Annotated in this window: 21 protein-coding genes; 14 read left to right on the top strand and 7 right to left on the bottom strand. The window is 69.9% G+C overall.

The annotated features are described in order from the left end of the window. The first annotated feature begins 21 nt into the window (after nt 1–21). Nucleotides 22–1,017, top strand: coding sequence for a TerC family protein (locus FM051_RS02415; RefSeq protein ID WP_158840173.1), 996 nt, complete (start codon nt 22–24; stop codon nt 1,015–1,017). 71 nt (nt 1,018–1,088) lie between these two features. Here the strand turns inward: FM051_RS02415 and FM051_RS02410 are convergent, their stop codons facing one another. Both FM051_RS02410 and FM051_RS02405 read right to left on the bottom strand, forming a co-directional pair. Next, entirely contained in the window at nt 1,089–1,283 is a 195-nt protein-coding gene (locus FM051_RS02410; RefSeq protein WP_158840171.1) for a hypothetical protein, read from the bottom strand. Between the two features lie 278 nt (nt 1,284–1,561). Next, nucleotides 1,562–2,299, bottom strand: coding sequence for a GntR family transcriptional regulator (locus FM051_RS02405; protein ID WP_238412091.1), 738 nt, complete (start codon nt 2,297–2,299; stop codon nt 1,562–1,564). A 187-nt stretch (nt 2,300–2,486) separates the two neighbouring features. Between FM051_RS02405 and FM051_RS02400 the strand changes: the two genes are divergently transcribed. Both FM051_RS02400 and FM051_RS02395 read left to right on the top strand, forming a co-directional pair. Further along, a complete protein-coding gene (locus FM051_RS02400) occupies nt 2,487–3,470 on the top strand; it encodes a 2-dehydropantoate 2-reductase (protein ID WP_158840167.1) in 984 nt (327 codons plus the stop codon). Between the two features lie 10 nt (nt 3,471–3,480). After that, entirely contained in the window at nt 3,481–5,031 is a 1,551-nt protein-coding gene (locus FM051_RS02395; protein WP_158840165.1) for an aldehyde dehydrogenase family protein, read from the top strand. Nucleotides 5,032–5,200: 169 nt separating this feature from the next. On the opposite strand, the gene FM051_RS02390 is transcribed toward FM051_RS02395, so the two are convergent. The 3 genes from FM051_RS02390 to FM051_RS02380 form a co-directional block, all read right to left on the bottom strand. Continuing rightward, nucleotides 5,201–6,694: an aldehyde dehydrogenase (NADP(+)) gene (locus tag FM051_RS02390; RefSeq protein ID WP_158840163.1), complete on the bottom strand. Its 1,494-nt coding sequence runs from the start codon at nt 6,692–6,694 to the stop codon at nt 5,201–5,203. Beyond that, nucleotides 6,691–7,515, bottom strand: coding sequence for an NAD-dependent epimerase/dehydratase family protein (locus FM051_RS02385; protein ID WP_158840161.1), 825 nt, complete (start codon nt 7,513–7,515; stop codon nt 6,691–6,693). Before FM051_RS02385 ends, FM051_RS02390 begins: the two co-directional genes overlap by 4 nt. 74 nt (nt 7,516–7,589) lie before the next feature. Beyond that, a complete protein-coding gene (locus FM051_RS02380) occupies nt 7,590–8,372 on the bottom strand; it encodes an IclR family transcriptional regulator (RefSeq protein ID WP_158840159.1) in 783 nt (260 codons plus the stop codon). 139 nt (nt 8,373–8,511) lie between these two features. On the opposite strand from FM051_RS02380, the gene FM051_RS02375 reads away from it, so the two are divergent. From FM051_RS02375 to FM051_RS02340, 8 genes are all read left to right on the top strand, one after another. Then, nucleotides 8,512–8,826, top strand: coding sequence for a hypothetical protein (locus FM051_RS02375; RefSeq protein WP_158840157.1), 315 nt, complete (start codon nt 8,512–8,514; stop codon nt 8,824–8,826). Nucleotides 8,827–9,134: 308 nt separating this feature from the next. Beyond that, nucleotides 9,135–9,305 (top strand): hypothetical protein, encoded by a 171-nt coding sequence (locus tag FM051_RS02370; protein ID WP_158840155.1) that lies wholly within the window; start codon nt 9,135–9,137, stop codon nt 9,303–9,305. A 10-nt stretch (nt 9,306–9,315) separates the two neighbouring features. Next, complete coding sequence (locus FM051_RS02365; RefSeq protein WP_158840153.1) at nt 9,316–10,218, top strand: 5-dehydro-4-deoxyglucarate dehydratase; 903 nt, start codon at nt 9,316–9,318, stop codon at nt 10,216–10,218. Next, nucleotides 10,215–11,471, top strand: a complete 1,257-nt coding sequence (locus FM051_RS02360; protein WP_158840151.1) for a glucarate dehydratase family protein — start codon at nt 10,215–10,217, stop codon at nt 11,469–11,471. The genes FM051_RS02365 and FM051_RS02360 overlap by 4 nt, the downstream gene beginning before the upstream one ends. Continuing rightward, on the top strand, nt 11,465–12,616 hold the full coding sequence (locus FM051_RS02355) for a hypothetical protein (protein WP_158840149.1): 1,152 nt from the start codon (nt 11,465–11,467) through the stop codon (nt 12,614–12,616). The genes FM051_RS02360 and FM051_RS02355 overlap by 7 nt, the downstream gene beginning before the upstream one ends. Before the next feature lie 286 nt (nt 12,617–12,902). Beyond that, on the top strand, nt 12,903–13,382 hold the full coding sequence (locus FM051_RS02350; protein WP_158840147.1) for a hypothetical protein: 480 nt from the start codon (nt 12,903–12,905) through the stop codon (nt 13,380–13,382). A gap of 89 nt (nt 13,383–13,471) precedes the next feature. Then, the gene (locus tag FM051_RS02345) at nt 13,472–13,996 is read left to right on the top strand and encodes a hypothetical protein (protein ID WP_158840146.1); all 525 of its coding nucleotides are present in this window, start codon (nt 13,472–13,474) and stop codon (nt 13,994–13,996) included. 120 nt (nt 13,997–14,116) lie between these two features. Continuing rightward, nucleotides 14,117–15,436 carry a jacalin-like lectin gene (locus FM051_RS02340; protein WP_238412089.1) on the top strand — a complete coding sequence of 440 codons (1,320 nt, stop codon included), beginning with the start codon at nt 14,117–14,119 and terminating at the stop codon, nt 15,434–15,436. Between the two features lie 40 nt (nt 15,437–15,476). Here the strand turns inward: FM051_RS02340 and FM051_RS02335 are convergent, their stop codons facing one another. Continuing rightward, a complete protein-coding gene (locus tag FM051_RS02335; protein ID WP_158840142.1) occupies nt 15,477–15,734 on the bottom strand; it encodes a hypothetical protein in 258 nt (85 codons plus the stop codon). A 101-nt stretch (nt 15,735–15,835) separates the two neighbouring features. On the opposite strand from FM051_RS02335, the gene FM051_RS02330 reads away from it, so the two are divergent. Continuing rightward, nucleotides 15,836–16,681: a helix-turn-helix domain-containing protein gene (locus FM051_RS02330; RefSeq protein ID WP_158840140.1), complete on the top strand. Its 846-nt coding sequence runs from the start codon at nt 15,836–15,838 to the stop codon at nt 16,679–16,681. Beyond that, the gene (locus FM051_RS02325) at nt 16,681–16,872 is read left to right on the top strand and encodes a DUF397 domain-containing protein (protein WP_158840138.1); all 192 of its coding nucleotides are present in this window, start codon (nt 16,681–16,683) and stop codon (nt 16,870–16,872) included. The genes FM051_RS02330 and FM051_RS02325 overlap by 1 nt, the downstream gene beginning before the upstream one ends. Here FM051_RS02325 and FM051_RS02320 read toward each other — a convergent pair whose 3' ends face one another. Then, nucleotides 16,873–18,555: a fumarate hydratase gene (locus tag FM051_RS02320; RefSeq protein ID WP_158840136.1), complete on the bottom strand. Its 1,683-nt coding sequence runs from the start codon at nt 18,553–18,555 to the stop codon at nt 16,873–16,875. It lies immediately after the preceding gene. 87 nt (nt 18,556–18,642) lie between these two features. Here FM051_RS02320 and FM051_RS02315 point away from each other — a divergent pair, with 87 nt between their 5' ends. Beyond that, nucleotides 18,643–19,017, top strand: a complete 375-nt coding sequence (locus FM051_RS02315; protein ID WP_158840134.1) for a phosphotransferase — start codon at nt 18,643–18,645, stop codon at nt 19,015–19,017. Nucleotides 19,018–19,258: the final 241 nt, after the last annotated feature.

Here is a 19,258-nt window from a genome sequence, read left to right as displayed (position 1 = left end):
GCTAGCGAAGGGCTCGCACAGATGGCCATCCCCACCTGGGTCTGGATCGCCACGTTGGGCGGGATCACCGCGGTGATCGCGTTCGACTTCTACCTCGTGGCGCGCAACCCGCGTGACCCGTCGTTCCGGGAATCGCTGGTGTCGGTGTCGGTGTACGTCGGGCTCGCGGTGCTGTTCGGCCTCGGTGTGCTGGTGTTCGCCGGTCCTCGGTACGGCGGCGAGTTCTTCGCCGGGTGGATCACCGAGTACTCGCTCAGCGTGGACAACCTGTTCGTGTTCGTGCTGATCATGGGCCGGTTCGCGGTGCCGCGCGAGTACCGGCAGAAGGTGTTGATCGTCGGCGTGGTGCTGGCCTTGCTGCTGCGCGCGGTGTTCATCGCGGTCGGCGCCGAGGCGATCGCCCGGTTCGACTGGCTGTTCTACGTCTTCGGCGCGTTCCTGATCTTCACCGCGTGGAAGATGCTGAAGGAGGGACCGGGCGCGGAGGAGGGCGAGTTCCCGGAGAACGCGGTGCTGCGCGCGGTGCGCCGGGTGCTGCCCACCAGCCCGCGGTACGACGGCGCGGCGTTGACCACGCGGGTCGACGGGAAGCGGCTGGTCACGCCGATGCTGATCGTGATGGTCGCGGTCGGGACCACGGACCTGCTGTTCGCGGTCGACTCGATCCCGGCGATCTTCGGCCTGACCAAGGAGGGCTACCTGGTGCTGACCGCCAACGCGTTCGCGCTGATGGGGTTGCGCCAGTTGTTCTTCCTGGTCGGCGGTCTGCTCGACCGGCTCGTCCACCTCGGCAAGGGTCTCGCGGTGATCCTCGCGTTCATCGGGGTGAAGCTGATCCTCGAGGCACTGCACCACCACGGCGTCGCGTGGGCGCCGGAGATCCCGATCCTGCTGTCGCTCGGGGTCATCGTGGTGGTGCTGCTGATCACGACCGTGGCGAGCCTGCTCGCGTCGCGCCAGGCCCGGCAGCGGGCCGAGCAGGAGGGCGCACAGCAGGAGGGCGCAGCCGGGTCGTGAGCCGGGGAGCCGGGCGGTGCTGTGGGCGTCGTCCGGCTCCCTCGTGGGCGTTCACCGGTGGCCTCCGGGCGTCAGGAGACCGTGGTGGTCTCTTCGCCCTTGCTGCGCTTGTCGTTCACGTAGTGCTCGATGTCCGAGACGGCGTCGTCGGTCTCCCGGCGCTGGGCGTCCAGCGCGGTGTCCAGGCCGAGGCCGATCCGCCTGCCGTCGGCGGAGAACCCGGCGGGCCGGGTCAGGGCGTGCTTGAGCTGCTGCCATCCAGGCATGGTGCTACCTCTCTTGCTTCGGATTGTGGTTGAGCGCCTGCGCCTTCGGAGGCGACTCCAGTAGACCGCATCTGCACCGGCCGGAGGTGCTACATCCAGAATACAGGCTTTCGTATACAAAACGCCCGCAGCGTGAGGGCGGTCACCTGTGCTCGATTCAGGTGCTCTGAACTGGGCTTCGGTAACCCGATGTGGGACACCGCCCAGTGGTCCCGATCACGCTCCAGGCCCCGCTGGAGCCGAGGAGTGCTCACCATCACGCCCCTCGGCTCCAGCGGTCACTTCGACTGCGAGGCGTCGCGGTGCTCGTGGTACGCGGTGCGAGTGCGCTCGGTGTGCCGGCCCATCAGCAGCGAGGCGCGTTCGGCGTCGCCCTCGTTGATGGCCGCGATGATGTCGGCGTGCTCGTTCCAGGCGTCCTTGCCGCGGGTCAGCGCCAGCGGCGCGTAGTACCAGCGGACCCGGCGGTCGACCGTGGCGATCATCTCGGCCAGCACCGTGTTGCCGGACAGCTGCGTGATGAACGTGTGCAGGGCGGCGTTGGCCGCGACGACGCGTTCCACGTCCTTGGCCTTGAGGGCGGCGACGCCCTCGTTCTGGAGCTTCTCGAGCTGTTCGACGTCCTCGGGCGTGGCGTGCTGGGCCGCGAGCTTCGCCGAGTACGTCTCCAGGACGTTGCGGACGGAGAGGAGCTGGTCGGCCTCTTCGTCGGTGGGCGTGTGCACGAACGCGCCCTGGGCGGGGCGCAGGTCGACCCAGCCCTCGGTCTGCAGTCGCTGCAACGCCTCGCGCACCGGCTGGCGGCTCACGCCCAGGTGCTCGGCCAGCTCGATCTCGACGAGGTGCTGTCCGGGCTTGAGGGTACGGTTCACGATCAGGTCGAGCAGGGCCTCGTAGACGGCCTGGCGCAACGGCGCGGGCCGCTCGACCTTGCGGGCGGCGGCGCTGCTCAGCGATTCGCGGGCCGCGCGGCGGGGATTGCCCGCGCCGATCAGCGGCACGTTGGGCTGACTCACGGTCGCCTCCTCGGGCAGGTGTCGGAAATGCCCGCTCATCAGCATACAGACTTTCGTATGCAAAAAGCAATCTGACTACTCGGTCGAGTGACGCCGCCGACCTCGCGCTTCGGCGCCCGGTTTGGGCTATCGCTCGCACGGTTCATACAACATACTGTATGCAATCATTGCGAAGGCGAGGGACATCATGAAAGTCGCAGTTCTCGGAGCCGGAGCCATCGGTGCCTACGTCGGCGCGGCACTGCACCGCGCCGGGGTGGAGGTGCACCTCGTCGCACGGGGCGCGCACCTCGAAGCCATGCGCCGCAACGGTGTCCGGGTCCACAGCCCCCGCGGCGACTTCACCGCCGCACCGCACGCCACCGACGACCCGGCCGACATCGGCCCGGTCGACCACGTGTTCCTCGGGCTCAAGGCACACCAGTACGCCGCCTGCGGCCCGCTCATCAACCCCCTGCTCGGCCCCGACACCGCCGTCGTCGCCGCGCAGAACGGCATCCCCTGGTGGTACTTCCACGGCCTCACCGGCCACCCCCTCGAAGGCACCCGCATCGAGGCCGTCGACCCGGGCGGCAGCGTCAGCGCCGTCCTCGACACCCGCCGCGCCATCGGCTGCGTCGTCTACTGCTCCACCGAGATCGAGGCGCCCGGCGTCATCCGGCACGTCGAGGGCACCCGCTTCTCCCTGGGAGAACCCGACCGCACGATCTCCGCCCGCTGCAAGGACCTCAGCGAGGCCATGGTCGCGGGCGGCCTCAAAGCACCCATCGAACCCGACCTCCGGGACGACATCTGGGTCAAGCTGATGGGCAACGTCGCGTTCAACCCGCTCAGCGCGCTCACCCGCGCCACGATGGCGGAGATGTGCGAGCACCGCGACACCCGCGAGCTGGTCGCGCTCATGATGTCCGAGACGATCGCGGTCGCCCGCGCCGTCGGCTGCCGTCCCCGCATCTCCATCGAGAAGCGCATCGACGGCGCCCAGCGGGTGGGCCACCACAAGACGTCCATGCTCCAAGACCTCGAAGCGGGCAAGGCGTTGGAGACCGACGCGATCATCGGCGCGGTCGTGGAGATCGCCCGGCTCACCGGCGTCGCCGCGCCGACCCTGCGCAGCGTGTACGCCGCGATCGACCTGTTGGGGCGCAAGGCGCTCACCGCCGCTAGCTGAGAGGACCGACATGTCCCCGATCCTCAAGCCGGGCACCTCGTGGCCCGAGCTGTACGACCGGTGCGCCGGGATCGCGCCCGAGGCGTTCCACCACGACCGGCTGCTCAACCACGTCGGCGGGGAGTGGCAGCGCATCGGCACACCCACCGAGGCCACGTCCCCCGTGGACGGCTCCACCATCGCCGGACCGCCCCGCCTCGACGCCGCGCAGGCCGAGAACGCCGTCGCGGCGGCCGTCGAGCAGCACCGCAAGTGGGCCGCGGTCCCGTTGGAGGAACGCAAGGCCCGCACCAAAGCCGCGTTGGCCGAACTGCACGCCCACCGCGACCTGCTCGCGTTGTTGCTGGTCTGGGAGATCGGCAAACCGTGGCGGCTGGCGACGGCCGACGTCGACCGGTGCATCGAGGGCGTCGAGTGGTACGTCGAGGAGATCGACCCGATGCTCCACGGCCGGACCCCGTTGCACGGCCCGGTCAGCAACATCGCAAGTTGGAACTACCCGATGAGCGTCCTGATGCACGCGATGCTCGTGCAGGCGTTGGCGGGCAACGCGGTCATCGCCAAAGCGCCCACCGACGGCGGCGTCAGCTGCCTGACCCTCGCCACCGCCCTCGTCGTCCGGCACGGCCTGCCACTCACCCTGGTCAGCGGCGGCGGGCGGGACCTGTCGCCGGTGCTGGTCGGCTCACCGGACATCGGCTGCCTGTCGTTCGTCGGCGGGCGCGGCGCCGGAAACGAGATCGTCACCGGGCTCGACACCGGGCTCGACGCCACCAAACGGCACATCCTGGAACAGGAAGGCCTGAACTGCTGGGGCGTCTGGGAGTTCGGCGACTGGGACGCGCTGCGCCCGCAGATCCGCCAGTCGTTCGACTACGCCAAGCAGCGCTGCACCGCCTACCCGCGGTACGTCGTGCAGCGGTCGTTGTTCGACTCCTTCCTGGAGGTCTACCTGGAGGCGGTCCGCGAGGTGACGTTCGGCCACCCGCTGGCCGTCCCGTCGCCGGACGACGACCTGCCTCGGCTCGACTTCGGCCCGCTGATCACCGACGCCAAGGCGAAGGAACTGGCCGACGTCGTGGACGAGGCGATCGCCAAGGGCGGCGTGCCGCTCTACCGGGGCACGCTGGACGCCGGCCGGTTCCTGCCCGACCAGCAGACGTCGGCGTACTTCGCGCCGGTCGCGATCCTCGCGCCGCCGCCGTCCTCACCGCTGCACCACGCCGAGCCGTTCGGACCGGTGGACACGATCGTGCTCGTCGACACCGAGGCCGAGCTGCTGGCCGCGATGAACGCCAGCAACGGCGCGTTGGTCGCCTCGCTGTCGTGTGACGACGAGGGTGTGGTGCGGCGGCTGGCAGGCGAGGTGAACGCGTTCAAGTTCGGCCACGGCAAGGCGCGCTCACGCGGTGACCGCGAGGAGGTGTTCGGCGGACGCGGGGCGTCGTGGCGCGGCGCGTTCGTCGGCGGGGCGTTGCTGGTGCACGCGGTCACCGAAGGACCGCCCGGCGAACGCCTCTACGGCAACTTCCCGTCCTACTCCCTCTACCCGCCCACCTGACTCGCTCCTCTGCCGATTCGGAGGCTCCGATGTCCGTGTCCGTGTCCGTGTCCCACCGAACCGGCCTCGACCGGGTCGTCCGCACCGTGGTCGAATTCACCGCACGAGCCGAGCCGGGCCGCTCGACGGCGACCCGGCTCGGCGCGTGACTCGCAAGGACCAGACCGGCTCAGTGGACGCCCAGAACCCCGTCCACCCGGCGGGGAATGCCCAACGGGTTGTCGTCCCGCAGCTCGGGGGGTAGCAGGTCGTCCGGCCAGGACTGGTAGGTCACCGGCGCCAGCCACCGCCGGATCGAGGTGGACCCGACCGACGTGTGCAGCGGGTTGGTGGTGGCGGGCCAGGGACCGCCGTGGTGCATGCCCCAGGCCACGGCGACCCCGGTCGGCCAGCCGTTGAAGATCAGCCGCCCCACCACCGGCCGCAACGCCTCCGAGACCCGCCCGGCCACGTCGTGCTCGGCCTCGGCGGCGTGCACGGTGCCGGTGAGCGTCCCGGGCAGCCGGGGCAGCACCGGTTCGAGCTCGGCGGGGTCGTCGTAGGTCACCACGACCGCCGCCGGGCCGAAGTGCTCCTCGGTCAGCTTCTCCAGGTTCTCCGCGAACGCGGCCAGCGGCACCTCGTACAGCTTGGGCTCGACGCTCCACCCCTCGGAGGGCGCGGTCCCCTCGGCGACCAGCTCGACCAGACCCGACGCGCCCAGCCCCTCGGTGCCGGAGCGGTACGCGTCGGACATGCGCTCGTTGAGCATCGGACCGCCGACCGCCGAGGACACGGCGTCCGCCAACGCGGGCACCAGCGACTTCGGCGCGAACAGCAGGCCGGGGTTGGTGCAGAACTGGCCCACGCCGAGCGTCAGCGAGCCGACGAACTCCGCCGCGATCCCCTCCGGCCGCGCGGTGGCGACCCCCGGCAGCACGACGGTCGGGTTCACGCTGCCCAACTCGCCGTAGAACGGGATCGGATCGGGCCGGCCGGAGGCGATGTCGAACAGGGCGCGGCCGCCCGCGGTGGAGCCGGTGAAGCCCACCGCCTTGATCGAGGGGTGCTTGACCAGCGCGACACCGGCCTGCTGGCCGTGCACGATGCCGAACACCCCCGCGGGCACGACGGACGCGACGATCCGCGCCGTCTCGCGCGACGTGCCGGGGTGCGACGGGTGCGCCTTCACCACCACCGGGCAGCCGGCGGCGAGCGCGGACGCCGTGTCGCCGCCCGCGACCGAGAACGCGAACGGGAAGTTCGACGCGGCGAACACCCCGACCGTCCCCAGTGGACGGAGCATGCGCCGCAGCACCGGCCGCGGCGGGATGATGTCCGGGTTCGCCGAGTCCAGCGCGGCCTCGACGTAGCTGCCCTCACGCAGCACGTCGCCGAACAGCCGCAGCTGGTTGGTGGTCCGCTTCAACTCCGTGGTCAACCGCGGCACGCCCAGCGCCGTCTCGGCCTCCGCGAGCTCCACCAACGCCTCGGCCGACGCGTCCAGCGCGTCCGCCACCGCGTCGAGCACCGCGGCCCGTTCCGCCGTCGGCATCGCGGACCACGCCGGGAAAGCCGCCTCGCCGGCCCGCGCCACGGCGTCGACCTCGCGGTCGGAGGTCTCCGGCACCGGCTCGCCGACGGGCTCGCCGGTCCGCGGGTTGTACCCCTGCACGCCGCTCATCGACCGGCCTCCTTCACCGCGGTGTCGAACTCGGGGCTGCACCACGCGCCACCCAAGTACACCCGGGCGGGCGAGTCCTCCGGCGGCTCGCCGCTCGCGGCCAGCACTTCCTCCGCGTACACCTCGGAGTCGTCCAAAGACTTGTACCCCAACGCTTCCGCCTCGGCCAACGAGAACCACCGACGCGCGTTGTCCGAAACACCCCACACCACCCGGAACCCGGGCGACGGCGCCGAAAGACACGCCTCGAACAGCCGCGCACCGTCGTCGGGCGACAACCACGTCGACAACATCCGGAAGTCACGCGGCTTCTCGAAGCACGACCCGATCCGCACCGCGATCACGTCCATGCCGTACCGCGACGCGTACAGGCTCCCCAAGGCCTCCAACGCCACCTTGCTCACGCCGTAGTACGTGTCCGGCTGCGGGAACAGGTAGTCGCCCGCCTCACCGGACGCCCGCTCGTAGTACCCCACGGCGTGGTTGGAGCTGGCCAGCACGACCCGCTTGACGCCGGCCCGACGCGCCGCCTCCAGCACCACGTGCGTGCCGTTGATGTTCACGTCCAGGATCTGCGCCCACGGCCGCTCCAGGCTGTGCCCACCGAGGTGGATCACCGCGTCGACGTCCGCGCACGCCTCCTCCATCGCGGCCTCGTCGGTCACCGACGCCGTGACCAGCTCGACCCGTTCGCCGTCGGCGGCCGGCGGCAGCGGGGCGATGTCCAGCAGGCGCAGGGTCCGGTCCGGCGCGGCCAGTCGGGTGCGCATGAGCGTGCCGACCCCGCCGGCAGCGCCGGTGATCAGGATTCGTGCGGTCACGTTGAGCCCTTTCAGCAACAGTGTCAGCTCACAAAGCCAAACTCACAAAGCAAACTCACGTAGTCAGAACAACGTCAGCGGCCGAACTGGCGCAGCAGTTCGGTGATCGTGCGGGCGGCGTGCAGCAGTGCTTCGACGACCTGCCGTTCGTGGTCCGGGTCGAGCCGGCCCAGCGGCACCGAGCAGCTCATCGCGTCGAGCACCGGGTTGCGGTAGGGCAGGGCGACGGCGAAGCAGCCCAGACCGGGCGTGTTCTCCTCGCGCTCGTGCGCATAACCGACGGCTCGGAACCCCGCGAGCTGCGCGTGCAGCGCCGGGCGTTCGATGATCGTGTTCGGGGTGAGCGGGTCCAGCCGCGCGGGCAGTATCGAGTCGACCTCGGCCGGGGTGCGCGCCGCCAGCAGCGCCTTGCCCAGCGACGTGGAGTGCGCGGGCAGCCGGCGTCCGACGCGGGAGACCACGCGCAGGTGGTGTTCGGACTCGCGGCTGGCCAGGTAGATCACGTCGGCGCCGTCGAGCCGGGCCAGGTGGACCGTCTCGTTGATCTCCCGGCGCACCTGCTCCATCACCCGGATGGCCACCTGCACCACCGGGTCGTGGTCGAGGTACGACGTGCCGACGAGCAGCGCCCGGACACCGATGCCGTAGGTGCCGCGGCTCGGGTCGAGTTCCACCCAGCCGCGCGCGACGAGCGTCTGCAAGAGCATGTAGAGGCTCGACTTCGGGTAGCTCAGCTCGCGGTGCAGTTCGGTCAGCGTCAACGGGCGGTCCGACGCCGACAGCACTTCGAGCAGTTCCACAGTCCGATCGGCCGACTTGACCGCGTTCGGCCGAGCGGGTGACGCGGGTCCAGTCACCAAGTCCTCCACGGGAAATGTTCCGGCAACACGCTCTTGACACGTCGCTGCGCCGATTCTTACAGTCCGCCCAACACGTTCACAAGTACGACCCCAATTCATGTATCTGAACAAGGGCTGTGGACAGGAGTCAGCGACAATGACACCCTCCCGCGGGCGCACCACGGCCACCGCTGTCGTGACCGTCGCGGGTCTTGTCGTGTCCTCGACCTGCGGTTCCCCGCTGTCGAACGGTGCTCCGGCCCGGCCCGAGCGCGACGTGTCGTCCCAGCTCCGGGCCTGCGGCGCGGCACCGTCGATCAAGGTCCGCACCCGGTCCCGCGACGGCCGACTCGCCGTCGCCGCGGAGTCCGCCGACCCGGCGGCATCCGCCAAACCGGTGAAATCCCCGGAGCGGCGGTGGTTGCGCAACTCCTGGACGTGGACCGCCAGGTCGCCCAAGGTGGCCCGGTGATGGCGCTCGACACCCAAGACGTGGGGGCGGCGGCTAGTGGCGGCGGTGCCGTTGCTTCCCACCCTGTGGGGCGGCCCCAACCGGGTCGCCCCACAGGAACCACGCCACGCGGAACGCCCCGGAACGTGAAACGTGCCGCGACCGGTGCCGCGTCGGCGCGGACCCGCTCATTGTCGCCGATGGTGCCCTACTGCTCCACCTTGCCGTCAGTGTGTTCGCCGCCTATGCGCTGGCACGCAAGGAGTCCGCACGGGGAAGACGTGGATTCGGGCTCGGATCCGCCGCCTCCCCGTGCCTGCCCGCGCCCGGTGAACCGCACGCCGACCGCCGCACCGCCGTCGTCGCGTTCCGACGACCGGGTGCGGACGGGAATCGTGCTCGCCGGAGCCTTGCCGGCACTGGTGCCGAGCCTGCTCGTGTGCCATCCGCCGCAAAAGTCCTTCCTGCGTGGGATCACCACCGGAGCGATCAAGGGATGAAGGTCTGGGTATGCAACTGGATGGGGTGCTGTTCTTCCCGGTGACGCCGTTCGACGCGAACGGCGGGCTCGCGGAGGACGTGCTGGCCGAGCACGTCAAGCGCGGGGTGGCGGCGGGCGCGGGCGGCGTGTTCGTCGCCTGCGGAACCGGCGAGTTCCACGCGTTGGAGCCGTCGGAGGTCGAACGCGCGGTGACCGTCGCGGTCGAGGCGACCGCCGGGCGGGTGCCGGTGTTCTCCGGCGCGGGCGGTCCGCTGCCGACCGCCAAGCGGATCGCCGAGGCCGCCGCACGGGCCGGTGCGGACGGCCTGCTGCTGCTGCCGCCGTACCTGGTGACCAACCCGGCCAAGGGGTTGGTGCGGTACGTGACGGAGGTGGCGGGCGCGTCCGACCTGCCGCTGATCGTCTACCAGCGCAACAACGCGGTGTTCACGCCGGAGACGGCGGTGGAGGTCGCGTCGCTGCCGACCGTGGTCGGGTTCAAGGACGGGCTCGGCGACATCGACCTGCTGCACCGCATCGTGCTCGCGGTGCGCGCGTCGGTCGACAAGCCGTTCCAGTTCTTCAACGGGCTGCCGACGGCCGAGTTGACCGTGCCCGCGTACCGGGGCATCGGCGTGGAGCTGTACTCGTCGGCGGTGTTCTGCTTCGCGCCGGAGATCTCGCTCGGCTTCTACCACGCCGTGCGCAACGGTGACGACGCACTGGTCAACCGCTACCTGCTCGAGTTCTACAAGCCGCTGGTCGAGTTGCGCGACAAGGTGTCCGGTTACGCCGTGTCGCTGGTCAAGGCGGCTGTCAGAGGCACCGGTCTCGACGTCGGCGGTGTGCGTCCGCCGTTGCTCGACCCGACGCCGGAGCACGTGGCGGAGTTGGAGAAGGTCATCGCGGCCGGTCGGAGCCTGTCCGCATGAAGATCACCGACATCACCATCACCCCGGTGGCCTTCCACGACCCACCGCTGCTGAACTCGGTGGGCGTGCACGAACCGTGGGCGCTGCGCACCGTCGTGGAGGTGCACACCGACGAGGGGATCTCGGGGCTCGGCGAGAGTTACGGCGACATCGGCCACCTGAACCGGATGCGCACCGCCGCGCCCGCTCTCGTGGGTCTGGACGTGCACTCGTTGAACGGGATGCACTCCCGGATCGCCACGGCGTTGGGCGGCGAGGCCGGGTCGGACCGGCACGGGCTGACCGGGGCGCTGACCGTCGAGTCCACTGTGGACCGGGTGTTCTCGGCGTTCGAGGTGGCGACCTGGGACATCCGCGGCAAGGCTCTCGGCCGGCCGGTGAGCGACCTGCTCGGCGGCGCGGTGCGCTCCGCCGTGCCGTACAGCGCCTACCTGTTCTACAAGTGGGCCGGGCACCCCGGTTCGGAGCCCGACGAGTTCGGCGAGGCGCTGGACCCGGCGGGCATCGTGGAGCAGGCCAGGATGCTGGTCGACCGGCACGGGTTCGGGTCGATCAAGCTCAAGGGCGGCGTGTTCCCGCCCGAGCAGGAGATCGAGGCGGTCCACGCGCTGCGCGAGGCGTTCCCGGACCACCCGCTGCGGCTCGACCCCAACGCGGCGTGGACGCCCGAGACGTCGCTGAAGGTCGCCGACGAGCTCGACGGCGTGGTCGAGTACCTGGAGGACCCGGCTCCGGGCATCGACGGGATGGCGGCGGTGGCGGCGGGCGCGCCGATGCCGTTGGCGACGAACATGTGCGTGATCGCGTTCGAGCACATCGCCCGATCGGTGGAGGCGGGCGCGGTGCAGGTCATCCTGTCCGACCACCACTACTGGGGCGGGCTGTCCCGGTCGAAGGAGCTGGCCGCGATCTGCCGGACGTTCGGCATCGGCCTGTCCATGCACTCCAACTCGCACCTGGGCATCAGCCTGGCCGCCATGACGCACCTCGCCGCGACCACGCCGAACCTGAACTACGCGTGCGACACGCACTACCCTTGGAACGTTTCGGACGACGTGATCACCACGCCGTTCACGTTCGTGGACGGCGCGTTGTCGGTGCCGACCGCGCCGGGGCTGGGTGTGGAGCTGGACCGCGACGCGCTGGCGAGGCTCGCGGAGAACTACCGGACGTGCGGCGTCGTGCAGCGCGATGACACCGGTTACATGCAGAAGCACGACCCGTCGTACGAGAGGAAGCGCCCCCGGTGGTGACCACCGTTGCGCATTTGTACCCCTGGGATGTCGTAGGCGATCCCGACGCTGTCGCGCGGGTCGCGTCGTTGGGTGTGGACGCGGTCGCGTTGGCCGCGTCGTACCACACGGTGCGGGCCGCGACGCCGTTCCACCCTTCGCACCGCATGGTGGACGCCAGACACGCGGCGTTCTACCTGCCGGTGCGGGAGGAGGCGTGGCGGGACAAGCGGTTGGCGCCCGCCGCACCGTCCTGGATGGACGGTGACAACTCCTACGGTTCGGCTTCTTCGGCTCTTCGCGAGGCCGGACTGCCGGTGTACGCGTGGACCGTGCTGACGCACAGCAGCCGGTTGGGCGATGCGAACCCCGACGTGGTGGTGCGCAACGCTTTCGGTGACCTGTATCCGTACGCGCTGTGCCCGTCGAACGACGACGTGGTCGAGTACGCCCGGACACTGGTGTCCGAGGTGCTGGAGCTGGGCCGGCCGGACGGGATCGTGCTGGAGGCGTGCGGCCCGCTCGGGTTCTTCCACGGCGGGCACCACGAGAAGACCGATGGCGCGGACTGGTCGGCCGTGCAGCAGAAGCTGCTGTCGCTGTGCTTCTGCGGGGCGTGCGTTCAGCGCTACGACGACCCGGACGGCTTGCGCGCTGCGGTGCGTGCGGGCGTCGACAACGGCGCCACCAGTGTCGAAGAGGCGCTGGGCGAGAGGGCGCCGCAGGTGCGCGAGGTGCGCACGGAGCTCTCCCGCTCGCTGCGGCGGGAACTCGTCGGCCTCATCCGGTCGAAGTCGCCTTCCACGCGCATCGCCGCGCACGCGACGGCCGACCCGTGGGGCACCGGCCCGTTCGCCACGGTGGCCGGGGGAGTCGACGCCGATGTCGACGTGCTGACCATGACGTGCTGGCCGGGCGTCGACGCGTCCCTGCCCGCGATCCGCGCCCTGCGCGCGGAAGCCGACGTGCGCACTGCCGCGTACGTCCTGGCCCTGCCGCCGAAGCAGGCGGACGGCGACGAACTCCTGAAGGAGTGGCTGGCCTACGCGGAGGCCGGCGCACAGGAGTTCCACCTGTACCACGCGGGCCTGGCCTCAGCACAACGCATGGACGCCCTGCGCCACGCCGTAACAGGCATCAAGGCGGCCCTGACCCCCGCCGACTAGCGCCAAACCACGGGGTGGCCGGCGGTGCCCCTCCTCCACCGCCGCCACCCCCTCCCACCGTCCCTCTCCCGAACGCAGACCCCACCACCCCTGAACGTTCGACTCTCGGCCCCCGAACGTTCGACTCTCGCGAGAGTCGAACCCTCAGGTGGCGAGAGTCGAACCCTCAGGTGGCGTGTGTCCTACGTTGGGGAGGGGTGTGTCCTACGTTCGCGGTGGTCACCTGAACGGGTAACTGTGAAAAGGGTGGGGCAACCCCGGGGGCGGGTGGTTCCGTCCTCTGCACATGAGAAGCCTTGGAACCGCGATCGGTGCGGGTGCGCTGCTGGTCGTGCTCGCTGCCTGCGCAACGTCCACGCCCGACGTGGGTCCGGCCGCCGGGGGCCCGGTGCTGACCACGTCGGTGGAGCCGACCTCGCCCACCCAGGAACCGGAGTTCGAGAGCCCCGTGCCACCAGGTGGCAAGGAGGTGCCCAAGGACAAGCTCGACGCGAGCAGCGTCCCCGAGGGCACTCCCACCGCCGCCTGGACCGAGGGCGACGGCAGCACGCTCGGCGTCATCGCCCAGGAAGCCGGCTGCGGCAAGGCGAGCGTCGAGATCGCCGAGCAGAACGCCCAGGTGGTGAAGGTCGTGCTGGTCGAGACCACGCCGGTCGACCAGCAGATCTGCACCATGGACATCCGCTACCCGCCGCTGACCGCGAAGCTGGACGCGCCGCTCGGTGACCGCCAGGTCGTCCTCAGCACCCGGCAGGACACGAAGTAGACCTTCCTCCCTGGTGCCCGGTCGGCCTGCCCCCGGTCGGCCGGGCATCGCCCCTGCAACCTCAACGGCGCGAGTACCGTCCTCCAGCTATGAGGAACGTCAAGGTCGCCGTTGCCCTCGCCCTGCTAGCCCTGGCGGGGTGCAGCAGCTCCACCTCCAACGCCCCGCTCGGCTCGTCGCCGTCCTCCACCACGACAACAACCACGACCTCGTCGGCTGTCTCGACAACGTTGTCATCACCGGACGAGACCCAGCCGCCGGCCCCACCGCCGCAGACCACCGCCGCACCGCTGGCCGGCGGCCCCACCGAGGTCCCGGCCGCCCAGGTGGACGGCGGCACCCTCCCGGACACCTACAAACGGCAGGCCTGGACGTCGTCCGACGGCCGAACGGTGCAGGTCATCGGCCTGGCCGGCGGCTGCAAGACGGCGAGCGCCGAGGTCGCCGCGCAGTCCGGCGACCAGGTCCTGATCACCCTCGTCACGACCTACCACCCGCCACCCGGAGGCGGCCTGTGCACGCAGGAACTGCGCGACGTGCCGATCAACGTCACCCTCGACGCACCCCTCGGCTCACGCCGCCTCGTCCTGGAAGCCCGCGAAGACACGGCTTGACCTTCACGCGGACGTCAAGCAGACCGCGACCGGGTGAGCCTGCGCTGACCGGATGAATACATGAAGAGCTTTCGGATAACAGGGTTCCGAACGCTCGCCGTGATCGCCAGACTCCCCACCGTGAAACGACCACTGAACCTGCTGCTCGCGGTGGTGCTCGCCGGCGCGACGACCACCGCCCTGACCGCACCGGCCGCGTCCGCCGCCGAAGTCCAAGGGCAGTTCTCCGTGCTGACGTACAACGTCGCCGGGCTGCCCGAACCGCTGTCGTCGGGCAACCCGGAGCGGAACACGCCGATCATCGGTGCCCGCATCCGCGACTACGCCGTGGTCAACGTCCAGGAGGACTTCAACTACCACGCCGCCCTCTACGCCGCCGACAACCACCCGCACCGCACCCCCACCAGCGGCGGCGTGCCGTTCGGCGACGGCCTCAACACGCTGTCGGCGTACCCGTACACCGACCTCGCCCGCGTGAAGTGGAACCAGTGCAACGGCACGGACTGCTTGACGCCCAAGGGTTTCACGTTCTCCCGACTCCGCCTGGCCGAGGGCGTCTACGTCGATCTCTACAACGTCCACGCCAACGCCGGCAGCACCGACGCCGACCTGGCCGCACGCCGCGCGAACATCACCCAGCTGTCGCAGTACGTCGCCCGGAACTCCGTCGGCAACGCCGTGATCATCATGGGCGACACCAACACCCGCTACACGCGCACCGGCGACAACATCCGCGACCTGGTCCGCGCGAACGGCCTGACCGACGCCTGGGTCGAGCGGATCAGGGGAGGCGTCGAACCTGCCGCCGGCGCCCCGGCCCTGGTGTGCGACCCGGCGAACGTCACGAACACCTGCGAGGTCGTCGACAAGGTCTTCTACCGCGGCAACGCGTTCATCGACCTCGACGCGACCGGCTACCGCAACGACCACGCGGCGTTCCTCGACGCCGAAGGCCAACCGCTGTCCGACCACTACCCGCACACCGTCGGCTTCACCTGGAAGCTCGCCGACCACCTCCGCATGAGCGACCAGGTCGGCGGCCCGCACGGCACCCCGTTCACCGATGTCGCGGCCCTGCGCCCCGGCGCGACCGTCCGCGCGGTGACCCTCAAGGGAGGATCACGCCTCGACCGGGTCGGGATCACCCTCGCCGACAACACCGTGCTCGAACACGGCGGCACCGGTGGCACCGCGGCCTCGCTCACGCTCCCGGCGGGGGAGTACCTGACCGCGATCACGCTCACCCAGGGCCAACGCGACGGCCGCACCAGGATCTTCTCGGTCCGGATCACCACGAACCTCGGCCAGACGGTCGCAGCGGGCACGCCCACCGGCGACTCGACCACGTTCACCGCGCCCGCGGGCTGGCAGATCGCCGGCTTCACGGGCCGTTCCGGGGACGAGATCGACAAGCTCGGCGTCATCTACGTCCGGCGCTGAGACTCGTCCCGCTTGCCGGTGATGGCCTCACCCCTTTCGATCACTCGGCGGTCGCGAAGGTGGCCACCCCGTCCCACGCCAGCCACAGGTCGGCGTCGATCTGGTCGCCCTCGGCGGTAGTCGTGCCCGCCTCGGCGACGTAGAGCCCCAGGTGACACCGGTGGGCAGCGAGCATCCGCACCATCCACGCGTGCAGGTCCTCCTGCTCATCGGTCGTCATCCGCGTGATGTGGCGGAAGTTCACGCCGGAAACCCCCGACTCGATCAAGCTCAGCTGGCGGAACCGCGACCCTGCCATTCGTCACTCCCTGGTCATTGTCTTATACTCTCCGAACTTGGGACGACTATTTCGTATGTACAACCTGTGCACAAGTCCCGATCGGGTGATCGAGGAGAGCGATGACCAGCCCACACCGCAGTGCCGCCCGCATCCAGATCGGCACCACCCTCCGCCGCATGCGCGAAGAAGCCGGCGTTCCGCGTGACCGGGTGGGCGAGGTGCTGCACTGCACGATGACCAAGATCAGCAACATCGAGAACGCGATCAGCGGCGTCAAGCAGGCCGAACTGGAGAAGCTGCTCGACCTCTACGACGCGGACGAGGCGACTCGCGAGGACCTGCTGACCCTCAACTCCGAAGCCCACCGCCGCAGGCCGAAGAGCAAGATCGGCGGCGCGATCCACCCGTGGCTGCGCCGGATCCTCGACGTCGAGGCCATCGCCACCGAAGCCCTGTACTCGTCGTTCGAGCTCGTTCCGGCGGTGCTCCAGACCGAGGACTACGCCCGCACGCTCATGTCCGGCATCGGCCTCGGCGGCGAAACCCTGGAGAAGAACCTCCACCTGCGCATGGAACGAAGGGCGCTGCTCACCGACCGCGAGCCGCCGCTGCGCCTGTGGGCCGTGATCGCGGAACCGGCGCTGCGGGCCAACATCGGCAGCCCTGAGGTGATGCGCGACCAGGTCAAGCACATGCTGGCCATGACGGAGTTGGAGAACGTCGTGGTGCAGGTGATGCCGCAAGGGGCCGGGGCGCACGCGTTGACCGGTACTACGCTGACCTTGTTCCGGCTGCCCGAGAAGCTGCCGTCGCTGGTCAGCGTCGACACCCCGTACGGCGCTCACTTCGTGGACGGGCCCGACCAACTGGAGAAGACGAGCCGCTGGTTCGACTACACCCGTGCGAAGGCGTTGGGAGTCGAGGAAAGCCGCGAACTCCTGACCCGGATCACGGAGGAGACCTGATGACCCTGAAGCTGCACGAGTGGACCAAGTTCAGCGGCGGCGGCGACAACTGCGTCGAGGTCATGCGCACGGCCGACGAGGTCCTCGTCCGCAACAGCAACCGGCCTGAAGAAGCCCCACAGCGCTTCACCTACAGCGAGTGGGACTTCTTCACGCGCGGCGCCAAGCTCGGCGTGTTCGACCTGGGCTAGCTACCTCCGGAACGAGATCTGGAGGGTCGGGGCGGAGGTCTCGGCGAAGAAGTCGTTGCCCTTGTCGTCCACCACGACGAACGCCGGGAAGTCCTCCACCTCGATCTTCCAGACCGCCTCCATGCCGAGCTCGGGGTACTCCAGCACCTCGACCTTGCGGATGCAGTCCTGCGCCAGCCGCGCCGCCGGTCCACCGATCGAGCCCAGGTAGAACCCGCCGTGCGTCTGGCACGCCTGCGTCACCTGCTTGGACCGGTTGCCCTTGGCCAGCATCACCATCGACCCGCCGGCCGCCTGGAACTGCTCGACGTAGGAGTCCATCCGACCGGCCGTCGTCGGCCCGAAGGACCCGGACGCGTAACCCTCGGGCGTCTTGGCCGGACCGGCGTAGTACACCGGGTGGTCCTTCAGGTACTGCGGCATCGGCTCGCCGGCGTCCAGCCGTTCCTTGATCTTGGCGTGCGCGATGTCCCGCGCCACCACCAAAGGCCCGGTCAACGACACGCGCGTCTTCACCGGCAACGCCGACAGCGTGGCGCGGATCTCCGACATCGGACGGGTCAGGTCGATCTTCACGACCTCGTCGGACAGGTCCTCGCCCTGCACGTCCGGCAGGAAGTGCGCCGGGTCGCGTTCCAACTGCTCCAGGAAGATGCCCTGTGGGGTGATCTTCGCCTTCGCCTGCCGGTCCGCCGAGCACGACACCGCGATGCCCACCGGGCAGGACGCGCCGTGCCGGGGGAGCCGGATCACGCGCACGTCGTGGCAGAAGTACTTGCCGCCGAACTGCGCGCCGATGCCGAAGTTCCGGGTCAGCTCCAGCACCTGCTGCTCGAGGTCGACGTCCCGGAACGCGTGCCCCGAAGCAGATCCCTCGGTCGGCAGGCCGTCGAGGTACCGGGCGGACGCGAGCTTGGCGACCTTCAGGTTCTGCTCGGCCGACAGACCGCCGACGACGACCGCCAGGTGGTACGGCGGGCACGCCGCCGTGCCGAGCGAGCGCAGCTTCTCGTCCAGGAACTTGGCCAGGCGCGACGGGTTCAGCAGCGCCTTCGTCTCCTGGTACAGGAACGTCTTGTTGGCCGAGCCGCCGCCCTTGGCCATGAACAGGAACTCGTACTTCGGCTCCACGCCCGGCGCGGTGAACAGGTCGATCTGCGCGGGCAGGTTGGTGCCGGTGTTCTTCTCGTCCCAGAACGTGGTGGGCGCCATCTGCGAGTACCGGAGGTTCAACTCCTGGTAGGCCTCGAAGATGCCACGCGAGAGGGCTTCCTCGTCGGTGCCGCCGGTGAGCACGGACTCGGTGCGCTTGCCCATCACGATGGCGGTGCCGGTGTCCTGGCACATCGGCAGCACACCGCCCGCCGAGATGCACGCGTTGCGCAGCAGGTCCATGGCGACGAACCGGTCGTTGCCGCTGGCCTCGGGGTCGTCCACGATCGCGCGCAGCTGCGCCAGGTGCGAGGGGCGCAGCAGGTGCTGGATGTCCCGGATGGCCTCCTTGGCGAGCAGCGTCAACGCCGCGGGCTCGACCTGGAGGAACGTGCGGCCGGCCGCCTTGACGACCGACACGCCGTCCGGCGTCACCAGCCGGTAGTCGGTGTGGTTGTCCTTGGCCAGGGGCAGGACGTCGGTGTACTGGAACTGGGGCGCCAAGAGGTTTGGCGGAGTCACTGCGGGCACGTCGCGGGCTCCCTTGCGCGCTTCGGGTTCCGCCGAACCTATACCGATCACGCCGCCGCGTCCTGTTGTCGTGGTGTGATTCGCGTCGTGGTCGACAGCCTCACCAAGCGCCGCCTCTCCGCGCCGGAACTCGACGTCCTCGTCCGCCGCGCCCTCGGGGTGCCGCTCGTCCTGGCCGACGGCCGCATCGAGGGGATCATCGACCCGGAACGGGCGCTGTTCGGCGATCCGCTGGCGGAGATCGCGACCGTCGCCCTGTTCACCGAGTTGGACGACGACTTCACGGCCGGCTACGGCAGGCAGGCGTTCACCGGGTCGGAGCAGACCAGGATCGCCCTCTACCGGACGTACCCGTGCCTGGTCATGATCGTCGAAGGCGTGCCGCGCGGCTATTCCGGTGAGGAGCGCGACGGGCACGTGCGGTTCTTCCGCGACCGGCTCGCGGAGTACCTGGAGCTCTGAGAACGCAGCGAAGTCCGAGAACGCTGCGAAGTCTGGAGAAGTCCGGGAAGGCGGGAACGCGGAAGGCCGGGCCGGCCCCCGACCGCCCCGACCTTCCTCAGCGTGCGACAGCCTCCGCGTAATGAGGCGGAGGTGTCGCATAGCTCGTGTAACGCACGACCGTGCCGTGACAAGCGTCACAAGTCAATCCTGCTGAACGGGTGACTCCCAGCCGGATCGATTCCCTTACTGCCCGCGTACA

Origin of the sequence: Saccharothrix deserti (assembly GCF_009769385.1) — a bacterium.
In the GTDB taxonomy this organism is placed as follows: Bacteria; Actinomycetota; Actinomycetes; order Mycobacteriales; family Pseudonocardiaceae; genus Actinosynnema; species Actinosynnema deserti.
The sequence above is the reverse complement of the archived record's forward strand: the minus strand, read 5'-3'. Positions and strand labels throughout refer to the sequence as shown.

Bases quoted from the DNA above. Each gene is read 5' to 3' on its own strand.
- FM051_RS02415 (WP_158840173.1), top strand. From the start codon at position 22: ATGGCCATCCCCACCTGGGTCTGGATCGCCACGTTGGGCGGGATCACC.
- FM051_RS02410 (WP_158840171.1), bottom strand. From the start codon at position 1,283: ATGCCTGGATGGCAGCAGCTCAAGCACGCCCTGACCCGGCCCGCCGGG.
- FM051_RS02400 (WP_158840167.1), top strand. From the start codon at position 2,487: ATGAAAGTCGCAGTTCTCGGAGCCGGAGCCATCGGTGCCTACGTCGGC.
- FM051_RS02395 (WP_158840165.1), top strand. From the start codon at position 3,481: ATGTCCCCGATCCTCAAGCCGGGCACCTCGTGGCCCGAGCTGTACGAC.
- FM051_RS02390 (WP_158840163.1), bottom strand. From the start codon at position 6,694: ATGAGCGGCGTGCAGGGGTACAACCCGCGGACCGGCGAGCCCGTCGGC.
- FM051_RS02375 (WP_158840157.1), top strand. From the start codon at position 8,512: ATGACACCCTCCCGCGGGCGCACCACGGCCACCGCTGTCGTGACCGTC.
- FM051_RS02365 (WP_158840153.1), top strand. From the start codon at position 9,316: ATGCAACTGGATGGGGTGCTGTTCTTCCCGGTGACGCCGTTCGACGCG.
- FM051_RS02360 (WP_158840151.1), top strand. From the start codon at position 10,215: ATGAAGATCACCGACATCACCATCACCCCGGTGGCCTTCCACGACCCA.
- FM051_RS02350 (WP_158840147.1), top strand. From the start codon at position 12,903: ATGAGAAGCCTTGGAACCGCGATCGGTGCGGGTGCGCTGCTGGTCGTG.
- FM051_RS02345 (WP_158840146.1), top strand. From the start codon at position 13,472: ATGAGGAACGTCAAGGTCGCCGTTGCCCTCGCCCTGCTAGCCCTGGCG.
- FM051_RS02335 (WP_158840142.1), bottom strand. From the start codon at position 15,734: ATGGCAGGGTCGCGGTTCCGCCAGCTGAGCTTGATCGAGTCGGGGGTT.
- FM051_RS02330 (WP_158840140.1), top strand. From the start codon at position 15,836: ATGACCAGCCCACACCGCAGTGCCGCCCGCATCCAGATCGGCACCACC.
- FM051_RS02325 (WP_158840138.1), top strand. From the start codon at position 16,681: ATGACCCTGAAGCTGCACGAGTGGACCAAGTTCAGCGGCGGCGGCGAC.